Source organism: Ralstonia sp. TCR112, assembly GCF_007997035.1.
GTDB classification, from domain to species: domain Bacteria; phylum Pseudomonadota; class Gammaproteobacteria; order Burkholderiales; family Burkholderiaceae; genus Ralstonia; species Ralstonia edaphi.
The window spans coordinates 33,639-53,963 of the sequence record NZ_VOSS01000101.1 but is presented as its reverse complement, the minus strand read 5'-3'; the positions used below and the strand labels follow the sequence as shown (position 1 = coordinate 53,963).

At 63.3% G+C, this 20,325-nt stretch carries 15 protein-coding genes and 4 pseudogenes; 16 read left to right on the top strand and 3 right to left on the bottom strand.

The features are described 5' to 3' along the window. From FUT88_RS22125 to map, 3 genes and pseudogenes are all read right to left on the bottom strand, one after another. A pseudogene (locus tag FUT88_RS22125) lies at positions 1-353 on the bottom strand (16S rRNA pseudouridylate synthase); the annotation flags it as partial. Further along, positions 337-2,925 carry a [protein-PII] uridylyltransferase gene (locus FUT88_RS22120; RefSeq protein WP_147218400.1) on the bottom strand — a complete coding sequence of 863 codons (2,589 nt, stop codon included), beginning with the start codon at positions 2,923-2,925 and terminating at the stop codon, positions 337-339. The pseudogene FUT88_RS22125 and the gene FUT88_RS22120, both read right to left, overlap by 17 nt. Positions 2,926-3,043: 118 nt before the next feature. Next, a complete protein-coding gene (gene map / locus FUT88_RS22115; RefSeq protein WP_147218398.1) occupies positions 3,044-3,868 on the bottom strand; it encodes a type I methionyl aminopeptidase in 825 nt (274 codons plus the stop codon). Positions 3,869-4,170: 302 nt separating this feature from the next. On the opposite strand from map, the pseudogene rpsB reads away from it, so the two are divergent. The 16 genes and pseudogenes from rpsB (at position 4,171) to FUT88_RS22035 (ending at position 20,183) form a co-directional block, all read left to right on the top strand. Then, positions 4,171-4,913: pseudogene (rpsB, locus tag FUT88_RS22110) on the top strand (30S ribosomal protein S2). A gap of 272 nt (positions 4,914-5,185) precedes the next feature. Further along, the gene (gene tsf, locus FUT88_RS22105) at positions 5,186-6,076 is read left to right on the top strand and encodes a translation elongation factor Ts (protein ID WP_027677473.1); all 891 of its coding nucleotides are present in this window, start codon (positions 5,186-5,188) and stop codon (positions 6,074-6,076) included. Positions 6,077-6,368: 292 nt separating this feature from the next. Further along, positions 6,369-7,078, top strand: a pseudogene (pyrH, locus tag FUT88_RS22100) (UMP kinase). A 176-nt stretch (positions 7,079-7,254) separates the two neighbouring features. Continuing rightward, a complete protein-coding gene (frr, locus tag FUT88_RS22095; protein WP_147218394.1) occupies positions 7,255-7,815 on the top strand; it encodes a ribosome recycling factor in 561 nt (186 codons plus the stop codon). 52 nt (positions 7,816-7,867) lie between these two features. Next, the gene (gene uppS, locus FUT88_RS22090) at positions 7,868-8,644 is read left to right on the top strand and encodes a polyprenyl diphosphate synthase (RefSeq protein ID WP_147218392.1); all 777 of its coding nucleotides are present in this window, start codon (positions 7,868-7,870) and stop codon (positions 8,642-8,644) included. A gap of 3 nt (positions 8,645-8,647) precedes the next feature. After that, complete coding sequence (locus tag FUT88_RS22085) at positions 8,648-9,466, top strand: phosphatidate cytidylyltransferase (protein ID WP_147218390.1); 819 nt, start codon at positions 8,648-8,650, stop codon at positions 9,464-9,466. Between the two features lie 11 nt (positions 9,467-9,477). After that, positions 9,478-10,665: pseudogene (gene ispC / locus FUT88_RS22080) on the top strand (1-deoxy-D-xylulose-5-phosphate reductoisomerase). A gap of 86 nt (positions 10,666-10,751) precedes the next feature. After that, entirely contained in the window at positions 10,752-12,140 is a 1,389-nt protein-coding gene (gene rseP / locus FUT88_RS22075) for an RIP metalloprotease RseP (RefSeq protein WP_147218402.1), read from the top strand. A 115-nt stretch (positions 12,141-12,255) separates the two neighbouring features. Next, a complete protein-coding gene (bamA, locus tag FUT88_RS22070) occupies positions 12,256-14,553 on the top strand; it encodes an outer membrane protein assembly factor BamA (RefSeq protein WP_027677467.1) in 2,298 nt (765 codons plus the stop codon). After that, a complete protein-coding gene (locus FUT88_RS22065; RefSeq protein WP_124381025.1) occupies positions 14,553-15,104 on the top strand; it encodes an OmpH family outer membrane protein in 552 nt (183 codons plus the stop codon). The genes bamA and FUT88_RS22065 overlap by 1 nt, the downstream gene beginning before the upstream one ends. Before the next feature lie 10 nt (positions 15,105-15,114). After that, on the top strand, positions 15,115-16,188 hold the full coding sequence (gene lpxD, locus FUT88_RS22060; RefSeq protein WP_147218388.1) for a UDP-3-O-(3-hydroxymyristoyl)glucosamine N-acyltransferase: 1,074 nt from the start codon (positions 15,115-15,117) through the stop codon (positions 16,186-16,188). Continuing rightward, complete coding sequence (gene fabZ, locus FUT88_RS22055; protein ID WP_147218386.1) at positions 16,185-16,688, top strand: 3-hydroxyacyl-ACP dehydratase FabZ; 504 nt, start codon at positions 16,185-16,187, stop codon at positions 16,686-16,688. The genes lpxD and fabZ overlap by 4 nt, the downstream gene beginning before the upstream one ends. Next, positions 16,685-17,500, top strand: a complete 816-nt coding sequence (gene lpxA / locus FUT88_RS22050) for an acyl-ACP--UDP-N-acetylglucosamine O-acyltransferase (RefSeq protein WP_027677464.1) — start codon at positions 16,685-16,687, stop codon at positions 17,498-17,500. Before fabZ ends, lpxA begins: the two co-directional genes overlap by 4 nt. 41 nt (positions 17,501-17,541) lie before the next feature. Next, complete coding sequence (lpxB, locus tag FUT88_RS22045; protein WP_410003896.1) at positions 17,542-18,675, top strand: lipid-A-disaccharide synthase; 1,134 nt, start codon at positions 17,542-17,544, stop codon at positions 18,673-18,675. 4 nt (positions 18,676-18,679) lie between these two features. Then, positions 18,680-19,378, top strand: coding sequence for a ribonuclease HII (gene rnhB, locus FUT88_RS22040; RefSeq protein ID WP_024975783.1), 699 nt, complete (start codon positions 18,680-18,682; stop codon positions 19,376-19,378). 22 nt (positions 19,379-19,400) lie between these two features. Then, positions 19,401-20,183, top strand: a complete 783-nt coding sequence (locus tag FUT88_RS22035) for a TrmH family RNA methyltransferase (protein WP_147218382.1) — start codon at positions 19,401-19,403, stop codon at positions 20,181-20,183. Positions 20,184-20,325 lie beyond the last annotated feature (142 nt).

Below are 20,325 nucleotides of genomic sequence, written 5' to 3'. Positions count from 1 at the left end.
CCTTGCATGCGGCGTGGCTTGGCGTCGCGCGTCTGGCCGTCGTCGTCGCGGCTGGGCGGGCGTGCCGGGCGCGCAGGCTTGCCGGTGCCTTCTTCCGGCTTGGGGCGGCGTTGCGAAGGGCGCAGCGGCTGGCGCTCGCGGTTCAGGTCGGACGAGCGCAGCGGCTTGCCCGTGGAGCGTACGGCATTGCCTTCGTCATCGCGACGCACGCCGAGCGTGGCGCGCTTGCCGGGGCGGGTGGCGCGCTGCGTCGGGTCGCTGGCGCGGCGCTTGTCGTCGTCGCCCGGAAAATCATCGGAATCGGTAGTCATGAATCTAGACCGGTAAGGCTGGCGCTCAGATGGCGAGCGCATCGAGCAGCTCGCTTTCAAGCTCGAGCTGCAGTTTGTTGTCCTGGGTCAGGCGAGTGCCGTCGACCAGGAAGATGTCTTCCACGCGCTCGCCGAGCGTATTGATGCGCGCGGTGTGCACCGACACGCGACGGTGTGCGAGCACGCGGGCAATGGCGTAGAGCAGACCGGTGCGGTCTGTCGCAGAAATGGAGAGCAGGTAATACTGGCCGCGCTCGTCGGCACGCAGGTCGACGCGCGGCTTGATCGGGAAGCTGCGCGACTGGCGCGAGATGCGCCCACGCGGCGGCTCGGGCAGGGCGGTTTCGCGCGAGATCTGCTCGGCCAGTTCGTGTTCGACCAGCGTGATGATGTCGCGGTAATGGCCGGGCTCCACCAGGCCGCTGCTGGGGTCGGCCACCTGGAAGGTGTCGAGCGCGTAGCCGTGTTTGGTCGTGTGGATCTTGGCGTCGAGAATCGTCAGGCTCTTGCGCTCGAAGTAGCCGCAGATGCGCGCAAAAAGATCGGGCCGATCCGGCGAATACACCGCCACCTGCAGGCCGACGCCCGCCGGTGAAATGCGTGCGCGCACGATCGGGATCGTCGTGTCGACGCGGTTGTAGAAGTGCCGCGTGAACCAGGCAATGTCGCGCGCGTCGTGACGCAGGAACACGCCCACGTCGAGCTGTTTCCACAACGCCTCGTGCGCGGTGTCGTCGAGTGCGGCCAGGCGCAGTAGCGCGCGCGCTTCTTCCTTGCGGCCTTCGAGCACGGCGTGCGGGTCGGTGGTGGCGCCGCCCAGCACACGCAGCGTCATGCGATACAGATCTTCCAGCAGCTTGCCTTTCCACGCGTTCCAGACTTTGGGGCTGGTGCCGCGGATGTCGGCAACGGTGAGCAGATACAGCGCGGTCAACCGGCGCTCGGTGCCGACCAGATCGGCGAAATGACGGATGACTTCGGGGTCGCCGAGGTCCTGCTTCTGGGCGACCTGGCTCATGGTCAGGTGGTGCTCGACCAGCCAGACGATCAGGTCTGCGTCTTCCTTGGCGATGCCGTGTTCCTTGCAGAAGCGGCGTGCGTCGGACATGCCCAGTACGGAGTGGTCACCGCCGCGTCCCTTCGCAATGTCATGGAACAGCGCCGCCACGGTCAGCACCCACGGCTTATCGAAGTTCGCCATCAACTGGCTGCAGAACGGGAACTCGTGCGTGTGCTCGACGATGGAGAAGCGTCGGATGTTGCGCACCACCATCAGGATGTGCTGATCGACCGTGTAGACGTGGAACAGGTCGTGCTGCATCTGCCCGACGATGCGGCGGAAATTGACCAGGTAGCGGCCGAGCACGCTGGTCTGGTTCATCAGCCGCAGCGCGTGCGTGATGCCCTGCGGCTGCTGCAGGATCGACAGGAACAGCGCGCGATTGGCCGGATCCTTGCGCCATTTGGCGTCCATCAACGTCCGCGCGTTGTAGAGCGCGCGCATCGTGCTGGCAGCCAATCCCTTGATGCCGCGCGTCTGCTCATACAGCAGGAACGTTTCCAGGATGGCCGTCGGCTCGCGCTGGTAGAGATCGGCGTCGGCAATCTCGAGCATGCCTTGCCGCTCGACAAAGCGATCGTTGATCCGCCGCGTGATACCCAGCTCGCTCGGGAACAGCTTCGCCTCGATGTTCTGCAGCACCACGGTATTGAGCTGCGTGACGGCCTTTGCGACCCAGTAATAGCGGCGCATGAGCTGTTCGCTCGCGCGCTTGGCGGTGGTGGGGCGGTAACCGAACGCTTCGGCCAGTTGCGTCTGCAGATCGAACACCAAAACGTCCTGCCGGCGCCCGGCCAGCAGGTGCAGACGCGCGCGGACGGTTTTGAGCAAGCGCTCATTGCTGGCCAGCTCCTGCGCTTCACGGCGCGTCAGCAGGCCATTGGCAAGCAGCTCGTTCCAGCTCGAACCGAACCCTGCCGCGCGCGTCATCCACAGAATGACTTGCAGGTCGCGCAGGCCGCCAGGGCTTTCCTTGCAGTTCGGTTCGAGCGAGTAGGGCGTGTCCTGGTACTTGGCATGCCGCTGGCGCATCTCCAGCAGTTTCGACTGGAAGAAATCGGCCGCGTCCAGATGGCCCTGATAGTGCGTCTCGAACGTGCGGTACAAGCCTTCGTCGCCGGTCAGTAGACGCGCTTCCAGCAGCGATGTGCGTACCGTGACGTCCTGTGCCGCTTCGTTGATGCACTCGTCGACCGTGCGCACCGACGAGCCGATGTCCAGCCCCATGTCCCAGCAGCGGCCTATGAAGGCCTCCAGCCGCGCCTCGAGTGCCTTGTCGGCGGTGCCCGGCAGCAAGAGCAGGATGTCGACGTCGGAATACGGGAACAGCTCGCCGCGCCCGTAGCCGCCCACGGCAACCAACGCGCAGTCGGCCGGCATCTGCTCTTCCTGCCAGAGCCGCACCAGCGCACGGTCCACCGCGCGTGCCAGCTTGGTCACGAGCTGCTGAACATTGGCGTGCTGGTCGAACTGCGCGAACAGCTGCGCGCGCTCAGCTTTCAGGGCGTCGCGCGGTTGGACTTCTTCGGCAGGGGCGGCGGCAGCGGAGGGCATGAGTGGAGCGTGAATGAAACAGCGACCGGAACGAGCCGGTCGCTGCTGGTGTTGAGCCGGTGTGGGGCGAGATCAGCGTGACGGTGCTGCCGCTGGCGGCGCGGCTCGCCCGCGATGATCAGGCCGTGGCCGGCGCGCCTTCGTGTACGAATTCGGGTGCCGGCGGCGTCAATGCCGATACAGTCAGCACTTCGTAGCCGGTGTCCGTCACCAGAAGCGTGTGTTCCCACTGCGCCGACAGGCTGCGATCGCGCGTCTTGACGGTCCACTGGTCGGGCATCGTGCGGATGTCGCGCTTACCTGCGTTGATCATCGGTTCGATCGTGAAGATCATGCCGGCCTTCAGCTCCATCCCGGTACCGGGGCGGCCGTAATGCAGGATCTGCGGATCTTCGTGGAATTTCTTGCCGATGCCGTGGCCGCAATATTCGCGCACCACGCTGTAGCCGGCGGCTTCGGCGTGCTGCTGGATCACGTGGCCGATGTCGCCGAGGCGGGCCCCCGGGCGCACTGCGGCAATACCCTTCCACATGCATTCGAACGTCACCTGCGTCAGGCGCTTGGCCAGGATCGACCCTTCGCCCACAACGAAGGTGCGGCTGGTATCGCCGTAATAGCCTTCCTTGGTGATGACGGTGATGTCGAGGTTGACGATGTCGCCGCCCTTGAGCACCTTGTCGCCGGGAATGCCGTGGCAAATCACATCGTTGACCGACGTGCAGATCGATGCTGGGAAGGGCGGATAGCCGGGCGGCGCATAGTTCAACGGGGCCGGCACGGTGCCTTGCACGTCACGCATGTAAGCGTGGCAGAGCTGGTCCAGCTTGCCCGTGGTCACGCCGGGCACGACGAATGGGGTGATGTAATCCAGGACTTCCGACGCAAGCCGGCAGGCCACGCGCATGTGCGCAATGTCTTCGGCGGTGTGAATGGTAACGGCCATGTTGTGACTCTTTCTGCACGCAAGCGCAAAGCGCCGCGTCGTGGCTAAAGCATGAATTATCGCACCAAAGCACGCCGGCCGGGGTTTTCGGGCGCTGCGCGCCAGCCTCGGCCCGTTTGCCGCGAATGCTCGGAAGGTATTGAGTCGATTGGCTTTTTGCCGCTATAATCGCCGGCTAAGCAGTTGCCGGTCGTGTGGCCGGTGGCGCTTGAAATCGCGAGCCGCTTCACCGCGGGTGTTTTTCGTAACGCATGCGAAAAATGTCTGAGGCGGCTTTAGACCTAACCCGACTGGAGAATTTCATGTCCGTGACCATGCGCGAAATGCTGGAAGCCGTGTCCACTTTGGCCACCAAACTCGCTTCTGGAACCCCAAGATGGCCCCCTACATCTTCGGCCATCGCAACAAGATTCACATCATCAACCTGGAAAAGACGCTGCCGATGTACCAGGACGCACTGAAGTATGTGCGCCAGCTGGCAGCCAACCGGGGCACCATTCTGTTCGTCGGCACGAAGCGTCAATCGCGTGAGATCCTGGCTGAAGAAGCGGCTCGCGCAGGTATGCCGTTCGTCGACAGCCGCTGGCTCGGCGGCATGCTGACCAACTTCAAGACGGTCAAGACCTCGATCAAGCGCCTGAAGGACATGGAAGTCGCCAAGGAAGCCGGCGCGACCGAAACCATGAGCAAGAAGGAAGCGCTGATGTTCGAACGCGAAATGGACAAGCTGGTGAAGTCCATTGGCGGCATCAAGGATATGGGCGGCATTCCGGACGCCATCTTCGTGGTGGACGTTGGTTACCACAAGATTGCCGTGACCGAAGCTGCCAAGCTGGGTATTCCGGTGATCGGCGTGGTCGACACGAACCACTCGCCGGAAGGCATCGACTACGTCATCCCGGGTAACGACGACTCGAGCAAGGCTGTTGCTCTGTACGTGCGCGGCGTGGCCGACGCGATCCTGGAAGGCCGCGCAAACGCGGTCCAGGAAGTGGTTGAAGCCGCTCGCGGCGGCGACGACTTCGTCGAAGTCCAAGAAGGCTAATACACAAGAAGGCGCGCGCCCGCCGCATTGCCGAGCGGGAAGCGCGTCAGGCCATATCGGTGATGTTCTGCGAAGGCGGTGCATCCGAGGTGAAGGCCAGACAGGGGCGCGTAATAAACGCCCCTTTTTTTTAATTTGTCATGCGGATGTCCCACACGCGTCGTATCTCGTGGGGCGACCGGATGGAAACCGGACGACAGGCCGGCGTGCAGCGAAGACGCAAAGACCTTTCAGCGCGCGACCGGACGACGATCTGAAACAAGGAGCATGAAATGGCGGCAATTACCGCAAGCATGGTGGCAGAACTGCGCGCGAAGACCGATGCGCCGATGATGGAATGCAAGAAGGCCCTGACCGAAGCCGAAGGCAACCTGGAAAAGGCCGAAGAAATCCTGCGTGTGAAGCTGGGCAACAAGGCAGGCAAGGCCGCCTCGCGCGTCACCGCTGAAGGCGTGGTGGCGGCTGCAGTGGAAGGCACGACCGGCGCGCTGGTCGAAATCAACTGCGAAACCGACTTCGTCTCGAAGAACGATTCGTTCCTGGCCTTCGCCAACTCGGTGGCTGCACTGATCGCCAAGAACAACCCGGCTGACGTTGCCGCTGTCGGCGCGCTGCCGCTGTCGCAAGACGGCTTCGGCCCGACCGTTGAAGACGTGCGCGTGGGCCTGATCGGCAAGATCGGCGAAAACATGACGATCCGCCGCTTCCAGCGTTTCGACGGCACCAAGCTGACGTCGTACCTGCACGGCGCCCGCATCGGCGTGATGGTGGCGTACGAGGGTGACGAAGTTGCGGCCAAGGATGCGGCCATGCAGGTTGCCGCCATGAAGCCGGTGTCGCTGTCGGCTGACGACGTGCCCGCAGATCTGGTTGCCAAGGAGCGCAGCGTTGCTGAGCAGAAGGCTGCCGAATCGGGCAAGCCGGCTGAAATCGTTGCCAAGATGGTGGAAGGCAGCGTGCAGAAGTACCTGAAGGAAGTCTCGCTGCTGAACCAGCCGTTCGTGAAGAACGACAAGCAGACCGTTGAGCAGATGCTCAAGGCGGCCAACACGACCGTGAAGGCTTTCACGCTGTACGTGGTGGGCGAAGGCATCGAGAAGAAGCAAGACGACTTCGCTGCTGAAGTGGCTGCCCAAGTGGCCGCCGCCAAGCAACAGGCGTAATGCTGCAGCGGCCGTTTCCAACGGTGCGGCGATTCACCTTCCGGCGCAGGCCGGTAGGGGGCGTTTCCACCGTTGGCGCAGCCGTATAATGCCAAACAGACAGGGCACCGAAAGGTGCCCTGTTTGCAGGTGCAGCCTGCTTGCGCGGGCATCGTTGGGGATTTTCCCGACGGCTTCCGCGCAAGAAGGTTGCGGGATGTGCGAAGTCCCCGCTTTGCACGTCGTTGTCATCTCCGCAGCGTCATTTCCCCCTTTCCTGTCTCCCGTACCAGGAATCGTCACGAGGATCTCCATGCCTGCCTATAAGCGCGTTCTACTCAAACTTTCCGGCGAAGCCTGATGGGCGACGATGCCTTCGGCATCAATCGCAGCACCATCGAAGGGATGGTCAACGACATCGCTGAAATCGTGAAGCTGGGCGTGCAGGTAGCAGTGGTGATCGGCGGCGGCAACATCTTCCGCGGTGTCGCGGGCGGCGCGGCCGGCATGGACCGCGCCACGGCGGACTACATGGGCATGCTGGCCACCATGATGAACGCGCTGGCCCTGCAGGACGCCATGCGCCACGCCAACCTCGAAGGCCGCGTGCAATCGGCGCTGCGCCTGGACCAAGTGGTCGAGCCGTACATCCGCCCCCGTGCGATCCGCCAGTTGGAAGAGGGCAAGATCGTGATTTTTGCGGCCGGCACCGGCAACCCGTTCTTCACGACCGACACCGCCGCTGCGCTGCGCGGCTCGGAAATCGGCGCCGAGATCGTCCTCAAGGCCACCAAGGTCGATGGCGTATACACCGCCGATCCGAAGAAAGATCCGAGCGCCACCCGCTACACCACCATTACTTTCGACGAAGCCATTTCGCGCAACCTGCAGGTGATGGACGCGACCGCTTTCGCGCTGTGCCGCGATCAGAAGCTGCCGATCAAGGTGTTCTCGATCCAGAAGCCGGGCGCGCTCAAGCGCGTCATCCTGGGTGAAGACGAAGGCACGCTGGTGCACGTCTAAAGCCACCGGCAAGCCTCGTTGCAGGCGCCTTTTTTACCGTTCGCTGACCCCGCTTGAATGGCGTTGGCGAGCGGCTTCCATGTAAAATCGTCTATTGTCTTTTTGGTCTTGCCGGTGCCCTGTGTCGTGTTCCGGGGCACAAGTTCGGCAGACCGCCGTTATCGTTCGGAGGAAGTATGAGCGTCGCCGATGTCAAAAAGAATGCCGAGCAGAAGATGCAGAAGTCGATCGAGGCTCTCAAGGCGGATCTGGCCAAGATCCGCACTGGCCGTGCCCACACCGGTCTGCTCGATCATGTGCAAGTCGACTACTACGGCTCGATGGTGCCGATCAGCCAGGTTGCCAACGTGACGCTGGTGGACGCACGCACGATCGGCGTGCAGCCGTGGGAAAAGAAGATGGTGCAAGCCGTCGAGAAGGCCATCCGTGAAGCGGACCTCGGCCTGAACCCTGCCACGATGGGCGACATCATTCGCGTGCCGACCCCCGCACTGACCGAAGAGCGCCGCAAGGAGCTGACCAAGGTCGTGAAGGGCGAGGGCGAGGATGCCAAGGTTGCCGTGCGCAATCTGCGTCGCGATGCCAATGAACAGCTCAAGAAGCTGGTGAAGGACAAGGCCATCTCTGAAGACGACGAGCGTCGCGGTGGTGACGAAGTCCAGAAGCTCACCGACAAGTTCGTCGCCGAAATCGACAAACTGGTCGCCGAGAAAGACAAGGAAATCATGACGGTGTAAGGCCGTCTCCCGTCGCCGGCGCATTGGGCGCAGGTGGCGGGAAGCCCGATTCATGCATATCAGTTCCACACTGGCGGTGCCGGACACCGCCGACACGCCGCGCCACGTTGCCGTCATCATGGATGGTAACGGCCGCTGGGCCACCGAACGGCATCTGCCCCGCGTGGCCGGGCACAGCCGCGGCCTCGATGCGGTGCGCGCAACCGTTGAAGCCGCGGCACGCCGTGGCGTCGGGTACCTGACCCTGTTTGCCTTCAGCTCCGAAAACTGGCGTCGTCCGGCCGAGGAAGTCACCTTCCTCATGAAGCTGTTCATGACGGCGCTGCGCCGTGAAGTGGGCAAGCTCCACGACAACGGCATCCGCCTACGCGTGGTGGGCGATCTGGCGGCGTTCAGCCCGCGCATCCAGCTTTTGATTCGCGAGGCTGAGGCCAAGACGGCTGCCAACCCTGGTCTGACGGTGACGATCCTCGCCAACTACGGCGGGCGCTGGGACATCCTGCAAGCCATGCGCGCCTTGTTGGCGGCGCAGCCTGGCATTGCACCTGAGGCCATTACCGAAGAGATGCTGGCGCCGTATATGGCACTGTCCTACGCGCCGGAGCCCGATCTGTTCATCCGCACCGGTGGCGAGCAGCGCATCAGCAACTTTCTGCTGTGGCAGCTTGCCTATTCCGAGCTGTACTTCACCGATCGCTACTGGCCCGACTTCGATGCAGCAGAACTCGATCGCGCCTTTGCGTGGTATCGCAACCGCGAGCGCCGCTTTGGCCGCACCAGCGCGCAGCTCGAGCCCGACGTTCCCCCCGCGCTATCCGCCGGAGCCTGACACATGCTGCTGACTCGCGTCATTACCGCTGTCTGCCTGCTGATTGTCATCCTGCCCATTCTCTTCTTCGCGCCGCCCGCCGGCCTGGCCGGGTTGGTGACGGTATTTGCAGCCCTCGCCGCGTGGGAGTGGGGGCGTCTCGTCCGCCTGCCGGGCTGGTGGGGGCCGATTCTCTATGCCGTTGTTGTCGTCATGCTGACGATCGCCTGGCACGACATTCCCGTTCGTGGCGATGTGCAGCCGCTGTTCCACGGAGCAATCATCGCCTGGGTGATCGCCTGGGCGCTGCTGGCCGGGGGCGTGCGCGAGTTGCACGGCACACGCAGGGTCGTTTTCACGCTGCTGGGCTTGGTGATGCTGCCGGCGTTTGTGCATGGCGCCATTGAATTGCGCACGCACGGCGTCGCCTTTCTGCTGTCGGTCGCGTTGCTCGTGTGGGCGGCCGATGTGGGCGCGTATTTTGTCGGCAAGGCTATTGGCCGCCGCAAGCTTGCACCGACCATCAGCCCTGGCAAGTCGTGGGAAGGTGCGATCGGCGGTGCCGTGCTTGTCGCCGTGATCGCCACCGTGGCTGGTATCACGCATTGGTTTGCGCCGACGTGGTTTTCGTATCAGTTTGATCAGCGCGGCGCCGTCGTCGCCCTGGTGCTGACCATCCTGCTGGTGGCCGCAAGCGTCGGCGGCGATTTGTTTGAATCCCTGCTCAAGCGTCAGGTTGGCATGAAAGACAGCAGCCGCCTGTTGCCCGGCCACGGCGGCGTGCTGGATCGTATCGATGCGCTGCTGCCGGTGTTTCCGCTGGCTGCGCTGCTGATTTCCTGAGGCGTCTGAACATGATGCGTTTGACCGTTCTTGGCGCCACCGGCTCCATTGGCGACAGCACGCTCGACGTGGTGCGCCGTCATCCCGACAAGTACAGCGTTTTTGCGCTGACCGCCAACGCGCAGGCCGACAAGCTCGCGGTGCTCTGCCGCGAGTTTCGCCCGAAGATGGCGGTGCTTGGTTCGGCGGTCGCGGCGGATGCATTGCGTGACCAGCTGGGCGCGGCGGCCGCGGCATCGACATCCGTTTCGGCAGCGAGGCATTGGAAGAGGCTGCGGGCCACCCCGACTGCGATGCCGTGATGGCGGCCATCGTCGGCGCAGCGGGGTTGCGCCGACGCTCGCGGCTGTGCGCGCCGGCAAGCGCGTGCTGCTGGCCAACAAGGAGGCGCTGGTCATGTCCGGCGCGCTCTTCATGGACGCGGTGCGTCAGCATGGCGCCACCGTGCTCCCGATCGACAGCGAGCACAACGCCATCTTCCAATGCTTGCCCCAGCAAGTTCCGCAGTTCGGACGTGGTGTATCGCGCATCGTCCTGACGGCATCAGGTGGTCCGTTCCGCACGCGCGCCGTGGAGTCCCTTGCGGACGTCACGCCAGATCAGGCTTGCGCGCATCCGAACTGGTGATGGGGCGGAAGATTTCGGTCGATTCCGCCACCATGATGAACAAGGGGCTGGAGGTGATCGAGGCGTACTGGCTGTTCGGCGTGCCGGTCGAGCATCTCGAAGTCCTGATCCACCCGCAGAGTGTCATCCATTCGATGGTTGGCTACGACGATGGCTCGGTGCTGGCGCAGCTCGGCAACCCAGACATGCGCACGCCGATTGCCTACGGCTTGGCCTATCCCGGCCGCATTGAAGCTGGCGTTCCGCTGCTCGATCTCGTCACCACGGGCGCACTGACGTTCGAGGCGCCAGATCTACGCCGCTTCCCGTGCCTGGCGCTGGCCTTCGACGCGCTGCGCGCCGGTGGTACGGCACCTGCTGCGCTGAATGCGGCCAACGAGGTGGCTGTCGAAGCATTTTTACAGCGCCGCATCCGGTTCACCGAGATCGCTGCCGTGGTGGGCGACACGCTCGCCCGCACGTCTGTCGTGCCCGCCGACTCGCTCGACACCGTTTTTGCTGCCGACGCCCAAGCGCGTCAGCAGGCCGAGCGCTATATCGCGACCGTATGCGCGCAACTGCCGGCCGCGTGAAAGCGCCCCGTCAGAGCAAGCGGGTAACATAGCGGCTTCGCGCGGGCCAGCCCCGCGCGTGCCCTTCAGTGCATCCGGAGAAGGTTTTGCAGACCGTTTTAGCGTTTGTCTTTGCGATCGCGGTACTGATCGTCATTCACGAACTGGGCCACTACAGCGTCGCGCGCCTGTGCGGCGTCAAGGTGCTCCGGTTTTCCGTTGGCTTCGGCAAGGTGCTGTTCCGCCGTGTTGGCCGTGGGCCCGACCACACCGAATGGACCATCTGTGCCATTCCGCTGGGCGGCTACGTCAAGATGCTCGGCGAGGGCTCGCGAGACCCGGAGAAAGACCCGCCCATCCTCCCGGAAGATCTCCCGCGCACGTTCGACCACCAGCCGGTTTACAAGCGATTTGCCATCGTCGCTGCGGGCCCGATCGCCAATTTCCTGCTCGCCATTGCGCTCTATGCAGTGCTGGCATGGGTGGGTGCGATCGAGCCGGTGCCTATTCTGGGCGCCCCGCCGCCGGGCAGCATCGCAGCGCAGGCCGACCTGCGCGCAAGGGACCGCGTGATCGCGATCGGCACGGACGGCGAAGCGCCGGCCGCCGTGCGCAGTTGGAGCGATGTCCGCATGCGTTTGTACTCGGCTGGCATCGCCGGGCGCGACGCGCTTGTGCAAGTGCGCGGCACGGATGGAGTCGAACGTACCGTCCGCCTGCAGGGCTTGCCGAGTGCCGCCCGTACGCCGCAGGCCGACGTGATTGACCAGATCGGTTTGCGCCTGCTCGGCGGCCCCGTCACCATCGTCGACGTCCTGCCGGGCAGTGCCGCGGCACGCGCGGGGTTGCGGGCGGGTGACCAGATCGTGCGCTTCGCGGGCCAGCCCGCCGATCAGGCGATGGACCTCATCCGTCAGATTCGCGCCATGCCCGAGCAGAACGCCTCGATCGATATCCTGCGCAACGATCAGCCCATGACGTTGCCCGTTCGCCCGGATGCAGACGCTGATCCCAAGAACCCGACGGGCCCCAAGATTGGCAAGCTGGGCGCACAACTCAACCAGAAGGTGGAAACGGCGATGATCCGGGACGAGCCGGTCGCCGCCTTGGGTCATGCCGTGGGCGAGGTCTGGCGGACTTCGGTGCTGTCGCTGCAGGTGCTGGGCAAGATGATCGTCGGTCAGGCATCGCTGCAGAACCTGAGCGGGCCGATCACGGTGGCGGACTTTGCGGGCAAGGCGGCAAGCCTTGGCTGGCAGACGTTTGTGAGCTTTCTCGCGTTGATCAGCGTCAGTCTCGGCGTGCTGAACTTATTGCCCGTTCCGGTATTGGATGGGGGGCATTTGCTGTATTATTGCGTGGAATTTTTGACTGGCCGACCCGTGCCGGAATCCTGGCAAGCAGTCCTTCAGAAGATCGGCGTCGCCTGCATCCTGCTTCTCACTTCGCTCGCCCTGTACAACGATTTGAGTCGGTTGTTTTTGACTCGAGGCTAGACCGTATTCAAATTGGGTCGGTCAGCCGCATCGTTGCCACCGGCGTGAGCGGGCAACTCAGGGTTTTGAAAACACTCAGAAGTGGATTCCGATTGAATCCAACTAGGGGATTAGATTGATCAGACAACATCGCTTCCCGCTCAGCGTGCTGGCGGCTTCCGTGCTGACCGTCACTGCCGGTCAGGCTCATGCAGTGGAGCCGTTCGTCGTCAAGGACATTCGCGTGGAGGGGGTGCAGCGCGTCGAGCCGGGCACCGTGTTCGGCTATCTGCCCGTGAAGGTGGGTGAGACCTTCACCGACGAGAAGGGCGCCGAATCGATTCGCGCGCTCTATAACACCGGCTTCTTCAAGGACGTGCAGATACGCTCCGAAGGCAACGTGCTGGTGGTGCGCGTGGAAGAACGGCCGGCGATCTCGCAACTCGAATTCATCGGCTTCAAGGAATTCGACAAGGAAGCGCTGCGTCGCACGCTGCGCGGCGTGGGTGTGGCGGAGGCCCGTTACTACGACAAGTCCCTCATCGACCGCGCCGAGCAGGAAATCAAGCGCCAGTACGTTTCGCGCGGCTACTACGCGGCCGAGGTGACGACCACTGTTACGCCGGTCGACGCCAACCGCGTGTCGATCACCTTCACGGTGGACGAAGGTCCGACTGCCAAGATTCGCCAGATCAATATCGTCGGCAACAAGGCCTTCAAGGAAGGTGACCTGCGCGACGAGATGCAGCTGTCCACGCCGAACTGGCTGTCTTGGTACACCAAGAACGATCTGTACTCGAAGCAGAAACTCACGGCCGACCTCGAAGCGCTGCGCTCGTTCTATCTGGATCGCGGCTACCTGGAATTCGCCATCGAGTCGACCCAGGTGTCGATCACGCCGGACAAGAAGGACATCTACCTGACGCTGAACATCCACGAGGGCGAGCAGTACAAGGTGTCGGACATCAAGCTGACCGGTGAGCTGCTCGGCAAGCAGGCCGAGATGGAGAAGCTCATCAAGCTCAAGCAGGGCGATGTCTTCTCGTCGGCCAAGCTGTCGTCGACGACCAAGTCGATTACCGACCTGCTCGGCACGTACGGCTACGCTTTCGCCACCATCAATCCGCAGCCGCAGATCAACCAGTCGGACCGCACGGTTGCGCTCACGCTGGTTGTTGATCCGGGCCGCCGTGTCTATGTGCGTCGCGTGAACGTGGTCGGCAACAGCAAGACCCGCGACGAAGTCGTGCGCCGTGAAATGCGCCAGATGGAAGCGTCGTGGTTCGATGGCGAGAAACTGCAGCTGTCGCAGAATCGCGTGAACCGCACCGGTTACTTCACCGATGCCAACATCACGACGGAAGACGTGCCCGGCACGACTGACCAGGTCGATGTGAACGTCAACGTGACCGAAAAGCCGACGGGCCAGATCAACCTGGGCGTGGGCTTCTCGTCGACTGACAAGCTGGTGCTGTCGGCGGGTATCCGTCAGGACAACGTGTTCGGCTCCGGTACAAGCCTCGGCCTGGATGTGAACACGTCCAAGTCGAACCGCACGATTGCGGTGACGCAGTTCGATCCGTACTTCACGGTGGATGGCATCAGCCGTTCGACCGAGCTGTACTACCGCACGTACCGCCCGCTGTACTACACGGGTGACCAGGACTACCGCGTTGTGCAACAAGGCGGCAACGTCAAGTTTGGCGTGCCGTTCTCCGAAACCGATACCGTCTTCTTCGGCATCGGCTACGAGCGCACGACCATCGATGTGACGACCAACACGCCGCTGGCTTACCAGAATTACGTCGCGAAGAACGGCCGTATCACCAACAACTTCCCGATCACCATCGGGTGGTCGAAGGATCAGCGTGACAGCGCATTGGTGCCGACGCGCGGCCGTTATCAGCAGGCGAACCTGGAATTCGGTATCCCGGGCGGCGATCTGCAGTACTTCCGTGCGTACTACCAGCACCAGTACTTCTACCCGCTGTCGAAGTCGTTCACGATGGCGTTCAACAACGAAATCGGTTACGGCCACGGTTACGGCGGCAAGGACTTCCCGGTCTTCAAGAACTACTACGCGGGCGGTATCGGCTCGGTGCGCGGTTACGAAACCAGCACGCTGGGCCCGCGCGACGCCAACGGCGTGGCCATCGGTGGCGCCAGCAAGTTCGTCGGCAACGTGGAATTCATCTTCCCGCTGCCCGGTTCTGGCGTGGACCGCACGGTTCGCCTGTTCACGTTCTTCGACTACGGTAACGTGTTCGCCGAAGGTCAGCCGTACAAGCTGGGCGACATGCGCTACTCGACTGGTTTCGGTCTGTCGTGGCTGTCGCCGATCGGCCCGCTGAAGATCAGCATGGGCTTCCCGATCAAGCGCAAGACCGAAGATCAAACGCAACGCTTCCAGTTCCAGATCGGGACTGCATTCTAATGACTGCATTCATCATGAAATCCACGCGCATCACGTTGTCCCGCATGGGCGTGTCCGCTGCTTTCGCCGCACTTGCCGCAGCCAGCTTCGCGCTGCCGGCCACGGCGCAGGAAGCGCGCATCGCCGCCGTCAATTCCGAGCGTATTCTGCGCGACTCGCAACCGGCCAAGGCCGCCCAGGCAAAGCTGGAAACGGAGTTCGCCAAGCGCGACCGCGAACTGCAGGACATGGCCGCCAAACTGAAGGGCATGTCGGACAAGCTGGACAAGGATTCTGCCGTGCTGGCCGATTCCGATCGCACCCGCCGTCAGCGTGAACTGTCGGACCTGGATCGTGACTTCCAGCGCAAGCAGCGCGAATTCCGTGAAGACCTGAACCAGCGCCGCAATGAAGAGCTGGCCCAGGTGCTTGAGCGCGCCAATCGCGTGATCCGCTCGATCGCAGAGCAGCGTAAATACGACCTGATCGTGCAGGAAGCCGTGTACGTGAACCCGCGCATCGACATTACGGACGAGGTGCTGAAGGCGCTGAATTCGCAATCGGCCAAATGAGGTTGTTCGCATGTCGTTTTCGCTTGGTGAACTTGCTGCGTCGCTTGGCGCGACCGTCCAGGGTGACGCAGGCCTGATCGTCAAGTCGATCGCGCCGCTCGATCAAGCGGGCGCCGATCAGCTCGCTTTTCTCTCCAATCCGCTGTACCTCAATCAAGCTGTGAGTTCCGGCGCGGGCGCGATTATCGTGTCGCCCCGCGATCTGGAAACGCTCGAAAGTCAGGGCCACGCTGCTGGCCGGAACTGGCTGATTGCGGCCAATCCGTATGCTGCGTTTGCTCGTGTCGCCCAGCGCTTTGTTGCGCTGGCGGCGCGCCCCGTTGTGCCGGGCATCCACCGCAGTGCCAGCGTGGAAGAGGGCGCCACGGTGCCGGCGTCGTGCTCCATCGGTCCGAACGTCACCATCGAAGCCGGTGCAGTGCTCGGCGAGCGGGTGCGCATCGCGGGCAACAGTTTCGTTGGCGCCGGCGCGCGTATTGGCGACGACACGTTGATCTACGCGAACGTTTCGATTTACCACGGCTGCGTGGTCGGCGCGCGCTGCATTGTGCATAGCGGCGTCGTGATCGGCGCGGATGGGTTTGGCTTTGCCCCGGACTTCGGTCCGCAGGGTGGCGAATGGGTGAAGATTCCGCAGGTTGGCCGAGCCGTGATTGGCGACGACGTGGAAATCGGCGCGAACACCGCCATCGACCGCGGCGCGATGGCCGATACGGTCGTCGAGCAAGGCTGCAAAATCGACAACCAGGTGCAGATTGCGCACAACGTGCACGTGGGCGCCTATACCGTGATCGCCGGCTGCGCTGCCATTTCCGGCAGCACGAAGATCGGGCGCTACTGCATCATCGGCGGCGCGGCCAATTTTGCCGGCCACCTGACCATCGCTGATCGCGTGACCGTCTCGGGCGGCACATCCATTACCAAATCCATCACCAAGCCCGGTGGCCATTTCACCAGCGTTTTCCCGTTCATGCCGCACGGCGACTGGGAGCGTAACGCGGCCATCGTCCGAGGCCTGACGCGCATGCGCGAACGGTTGCAACAACTCGAACAGCGGGTCAAAGACCTGCAGCAACAATCATGACCGAAGCAACGAATGCGACGAGCGCCAACCCCAGCGTCGTCTGCGATTTCAACATCAAGAAGATTCTCGACCTGCTGCCGCATCGCTACCCGATGCTGCTGGTGGACCGCGTGATCGCGCTGGAGCCGCGCAAGTCGATTACGGCTATCAAGAACGTGACGTTCAACGAGCCGTTCTTCAACGGGCACTTCCCCGGCCACCCGGTCATGCCGGGCGTGTTGATGCTTGAGGCGCTGGCGCAAACCGCTGCGCTGCTGACCTTCGGCGAGGCAGACCACGAGCGCAAGGAAAACCAGCTCTACCTGTTCGTGAGCATCGATGGTGCGCGCTTCAAGCGGCAGGTGATCCCGGGCGACCAGCTTGTGATGACAGCTGAGCTGCTGCGCTCGAAGAGCGGTATGTGGAAGTTCAAGGTGTACGGCAAGGTTGACGGCGAAGTCGCCGTGGAAGCCGAGATCATGTGTGCCGTGCGCGAAGACAAGTCCAAGGGCGAGGCATGACGCAAGCACAGAAGATCCACCCGACCGCGCAGATCGATCCGAAGGCCGAACTGGATTCGAGCGTCGAGATCGGTGCGTTCACGGTCGTGGGCCCGAACGTGCGCATGGGCGCGGGCACGCGCGTTGGCCACCACACGGTGGTGGAGGGCTACACGACGCTGGGCCGTGACAACAGCATCGGGCACTTCGCATCGGTGGGTGGCCGCCCGCAGGACATGAAGTATCGTGATGAGCCGACGCAGCTGATCGTCGGCGATCGCAATACGATCCGTGAATTCACCACGATCCATACCGGCACGGCGCAGGATGCCGGCATCACGTCCATCGGCGACGACAACTGGATCATGGCCTACGTGCATATCGCGCACGATTGCCGCGTGGGTAACCACACGGTGTTCTCGAGCAACGCGCAGATCGCGGGCCACGTGGAAGTGGGCGACTGGGCGATCCTCGGCGGTATGTCGGGCGTGCACCAGTTCGTGCGCATCGGCGCACATGCCATGCTGGGTGGCGCATCGGCGCTGGTGCAGGATGTGCCGCCGTTCGTGATCGCCGCCAGCGACAAGGGCGGCAACAAGGCTGCACCGCACGGCATCAACGTGGAAGGCCTGCGCCGCCGCGGCTTTACGGCCGAGCAGATCACCGCGCTGCGCCAGGCGTACAAGCTGCTCTACAAGAGCGATCTGAGCTTTGATCAGGCCAAGGCGGAAATCGCCGCGCAGATCGCTCAGGCGGATGACGCCCCGACCCGTGAGGTGTTGACCGCGTTTGCCGATTTCATCGCCGCCACCAAGCGCGGCATCGTGCGTTGAGCGAGCAGCCACAGAACGCCACGCCGGTGCGCCGCATCGGCATGGTGGCCGGCGAGGCTTCCGGCGATCTGCTGGCCTCGCTGCTGCTGAAGGGATTGCACGCACACTTGCCTGCCGACATCGCCTACAACGGCATCGGCGGTGCACGCATGATGGAGCAGGGTTTCCAGTCGAACTGGCCGATGCACAAGCTGTCGGTCAACGGCTACGTGGAAGTGCTCGGCCAGCTGCGCGAGATTCTCGCGATCCGCAAGGAACTCAAGCAGAACCTGCTGACTGCGCCCCCGCTGGCGTTCATCGGCGTGGACGCGCCCGACTTCAATTTCAACGTCGAGATCGCCATGCGGCAGGCGGGTGTGCCGGTGGTGCATTTCGTGAGCCCGTCGATCTGGGCGTGGCGAGCCGGCCGTATCAAGACGATCGCCCGCGCCGTCGACCATATCCTCTGTCTGTTCCCGTTCGAGCCCGAGATTTACGCCAAGGCGGGCATTCCGGCCACGTACGTCGGGCATCCGCTGGCGGACGAGATTCCGCTGGTGCCGGACGTGGAGGGCGCTCGCACGCGCCTGGGGCTGCCGTTGGGTCGCAAGGTCGTTGCGGTGCTGCCGGGTAGTCGCAATTCCGAAGTGAAGCATCTCGGGCCGACGCTGTTTGCGGCGATGTCGCGCATGCAGGCGGTCGAGCCGGATCTGGCTTTTGTGTTACCGGCAGCCAATGCGACGCTGCGCGAGCGTATCGACACCATGCGCGCGGAGCACCCGGGCCTGCATCTGTGGGTCGTCGATGGCCAGTCGCACGCAGCCATGGAAGCGGCTGACGTCATCCTGCTGGCCAGCGGCACGGCCACGCTCGAAGCGGCGTTGTACAAGAAGCCGATGGTCATCACCTACAAGGTGCCCTGGTTGACCGCGCAGATCATGAAGCGCAAAGGCTATCTGCCGTATGTCGGGCTGCCGAACATCCTGTCCGGCCGCTTTGTCGTGCCGGAGCTGCTGCAGGATGACGCGACGCCCGAGGCCCTCGCGCGCGAAACGCTGCTGCAACTGAGCGACCATGGCAACGCCACGTTCCTGCGCGAACACTTCACGCAGATGCATCTGACGCTCAAACAGAACATGGCCGAGATCGGCGCAAAAGTCGTGGTCGATCTGCTGCGCAGTCGCGGTAAGCTTTGAGCCCATGGCTTCCCGCAAACCGAATCCCGATCAGCTTGGCTTGCTGCTCTCGCAAGAGCCGGCGGCCAAGCGTGCGCGTCGCATCCTCTGCGGCGTGGATGAGGCTGGCCGCGGGCCCTTGGCCGGGCCGGTGACGGCTGCAGCGGTTGTTCTCAATCCGCGCAAGCCGATCAAGGGCTTGGCCGACTCCAAAATCCTGACTGCCAAGAAGCGCGAGGCTCTGTACGACGAGATCGTCGAAAAGGCGCTCGCCTGGCACGTGGCGGAAGCCACCGTCGAAGAAATTGATCGCATCAACATCCTGCACGCGACCATGCTCGCCATGCAGCGTGCGGTACACGGCGTGGCCGCGCTGGGCACGCTGCCCGATCTCGTGCAGGTGGACGGCAATCGCTGTCCGCAGGTGGCGTTTGCGGTGGAGGCCATCGTCAAGGGCGATGCGCTGGTGCCGGCCATTTCAGCAGCCTCCATCTTGGCGAAGGTGACGCGCGATCGCCAGTTGGCCGCGCTGCATATTGAGTTTCCGCTCTACGGCTTTGACGTCCATGCCGGCTATGGCACGCCGCAACATCTGGCCGCGATCGACCTGCATGGCGTGACGCCGCATCATCGCCGCTCGTTCGCGCCCGTGCGTCGTGCGCTGGAGGGGATGAGCGCGATCAGCATCGAAACCACCGCTGCAGGCAGCGCCTGGGACGACTGACCTTTTTCCGCTGGGCCCATTCGTGAAGCACATCACTTCCCGCGACAACGCGGTGTTCAAGCATCTCAAGGCGCTTTCGGGCTCGACGCAGCATCGTCGGCGCGCGGGGCAATCCGTGCTCGATGGCGTGCATCTCGTCGTGGCGTATCTGGATGCGGGCCATATGCCGGCGCAATGCCTGGTTTCGGAGCGCCATATCCGGCACCCGGAAGTGGCGGCGGTGCTCGATCGCGTCGATCCGGACACCGTCATCCTGCTCGCGGACAACCTGTTTGGCCAACTTACCACCGTCGTCAATGGCGTCGATCTGATTGCACTGGTTGAGACGCCGGAGGGCAAGCTGCCGCAAACCATTGAGACAGACTGCGTGATTCTCGATGGCATTCAGGATGCCGGCAACGTCGGTTCCATCTTGCGGTGTGCGGCCGCTGCGGGCGTGCGCGATGTGTTCATGACGCCGGGTTGTGCGTTCGCGTGGTCGGCCAAGACATTGCGCGCCGCCATGGGCGCGCATTTCCACCTCAACATCGTTGAACACTGCACGTTCGAGAGCGTGCATTCGCGCCTTCAGGTGCCGCTGCTGGCAACGTCCTCGCACGCAAAGCAGGCGGTGTTTGATGTGCCGCTCAAGGCACCCGTCGGTTGGGTGTTCGGAAACGAGGGGGCGGGGGTGTCGGAGGAGTGGCTTTCTGCGGTGACGACGCCTGTGACGATTCCGCAGCCGGGCGGCATGGAATCGCTCAATGTGGCTGCCGCAGCAGCAATCTGCCTGTTTGAGGCCGTGCGACAACGCCGCGCGGCCTAACGCTCTCTTTTTTCTGTCGGTTACCGGTCCTACGGCGTTTTCAAACGCCAGAAAAGTCCCGCATTGACTTTGACATTGAGTAATGGAACATTGAGCGCGGTGCCATCGAGCGCCCTCGATACCCAGACTCAAGGAGACCGGC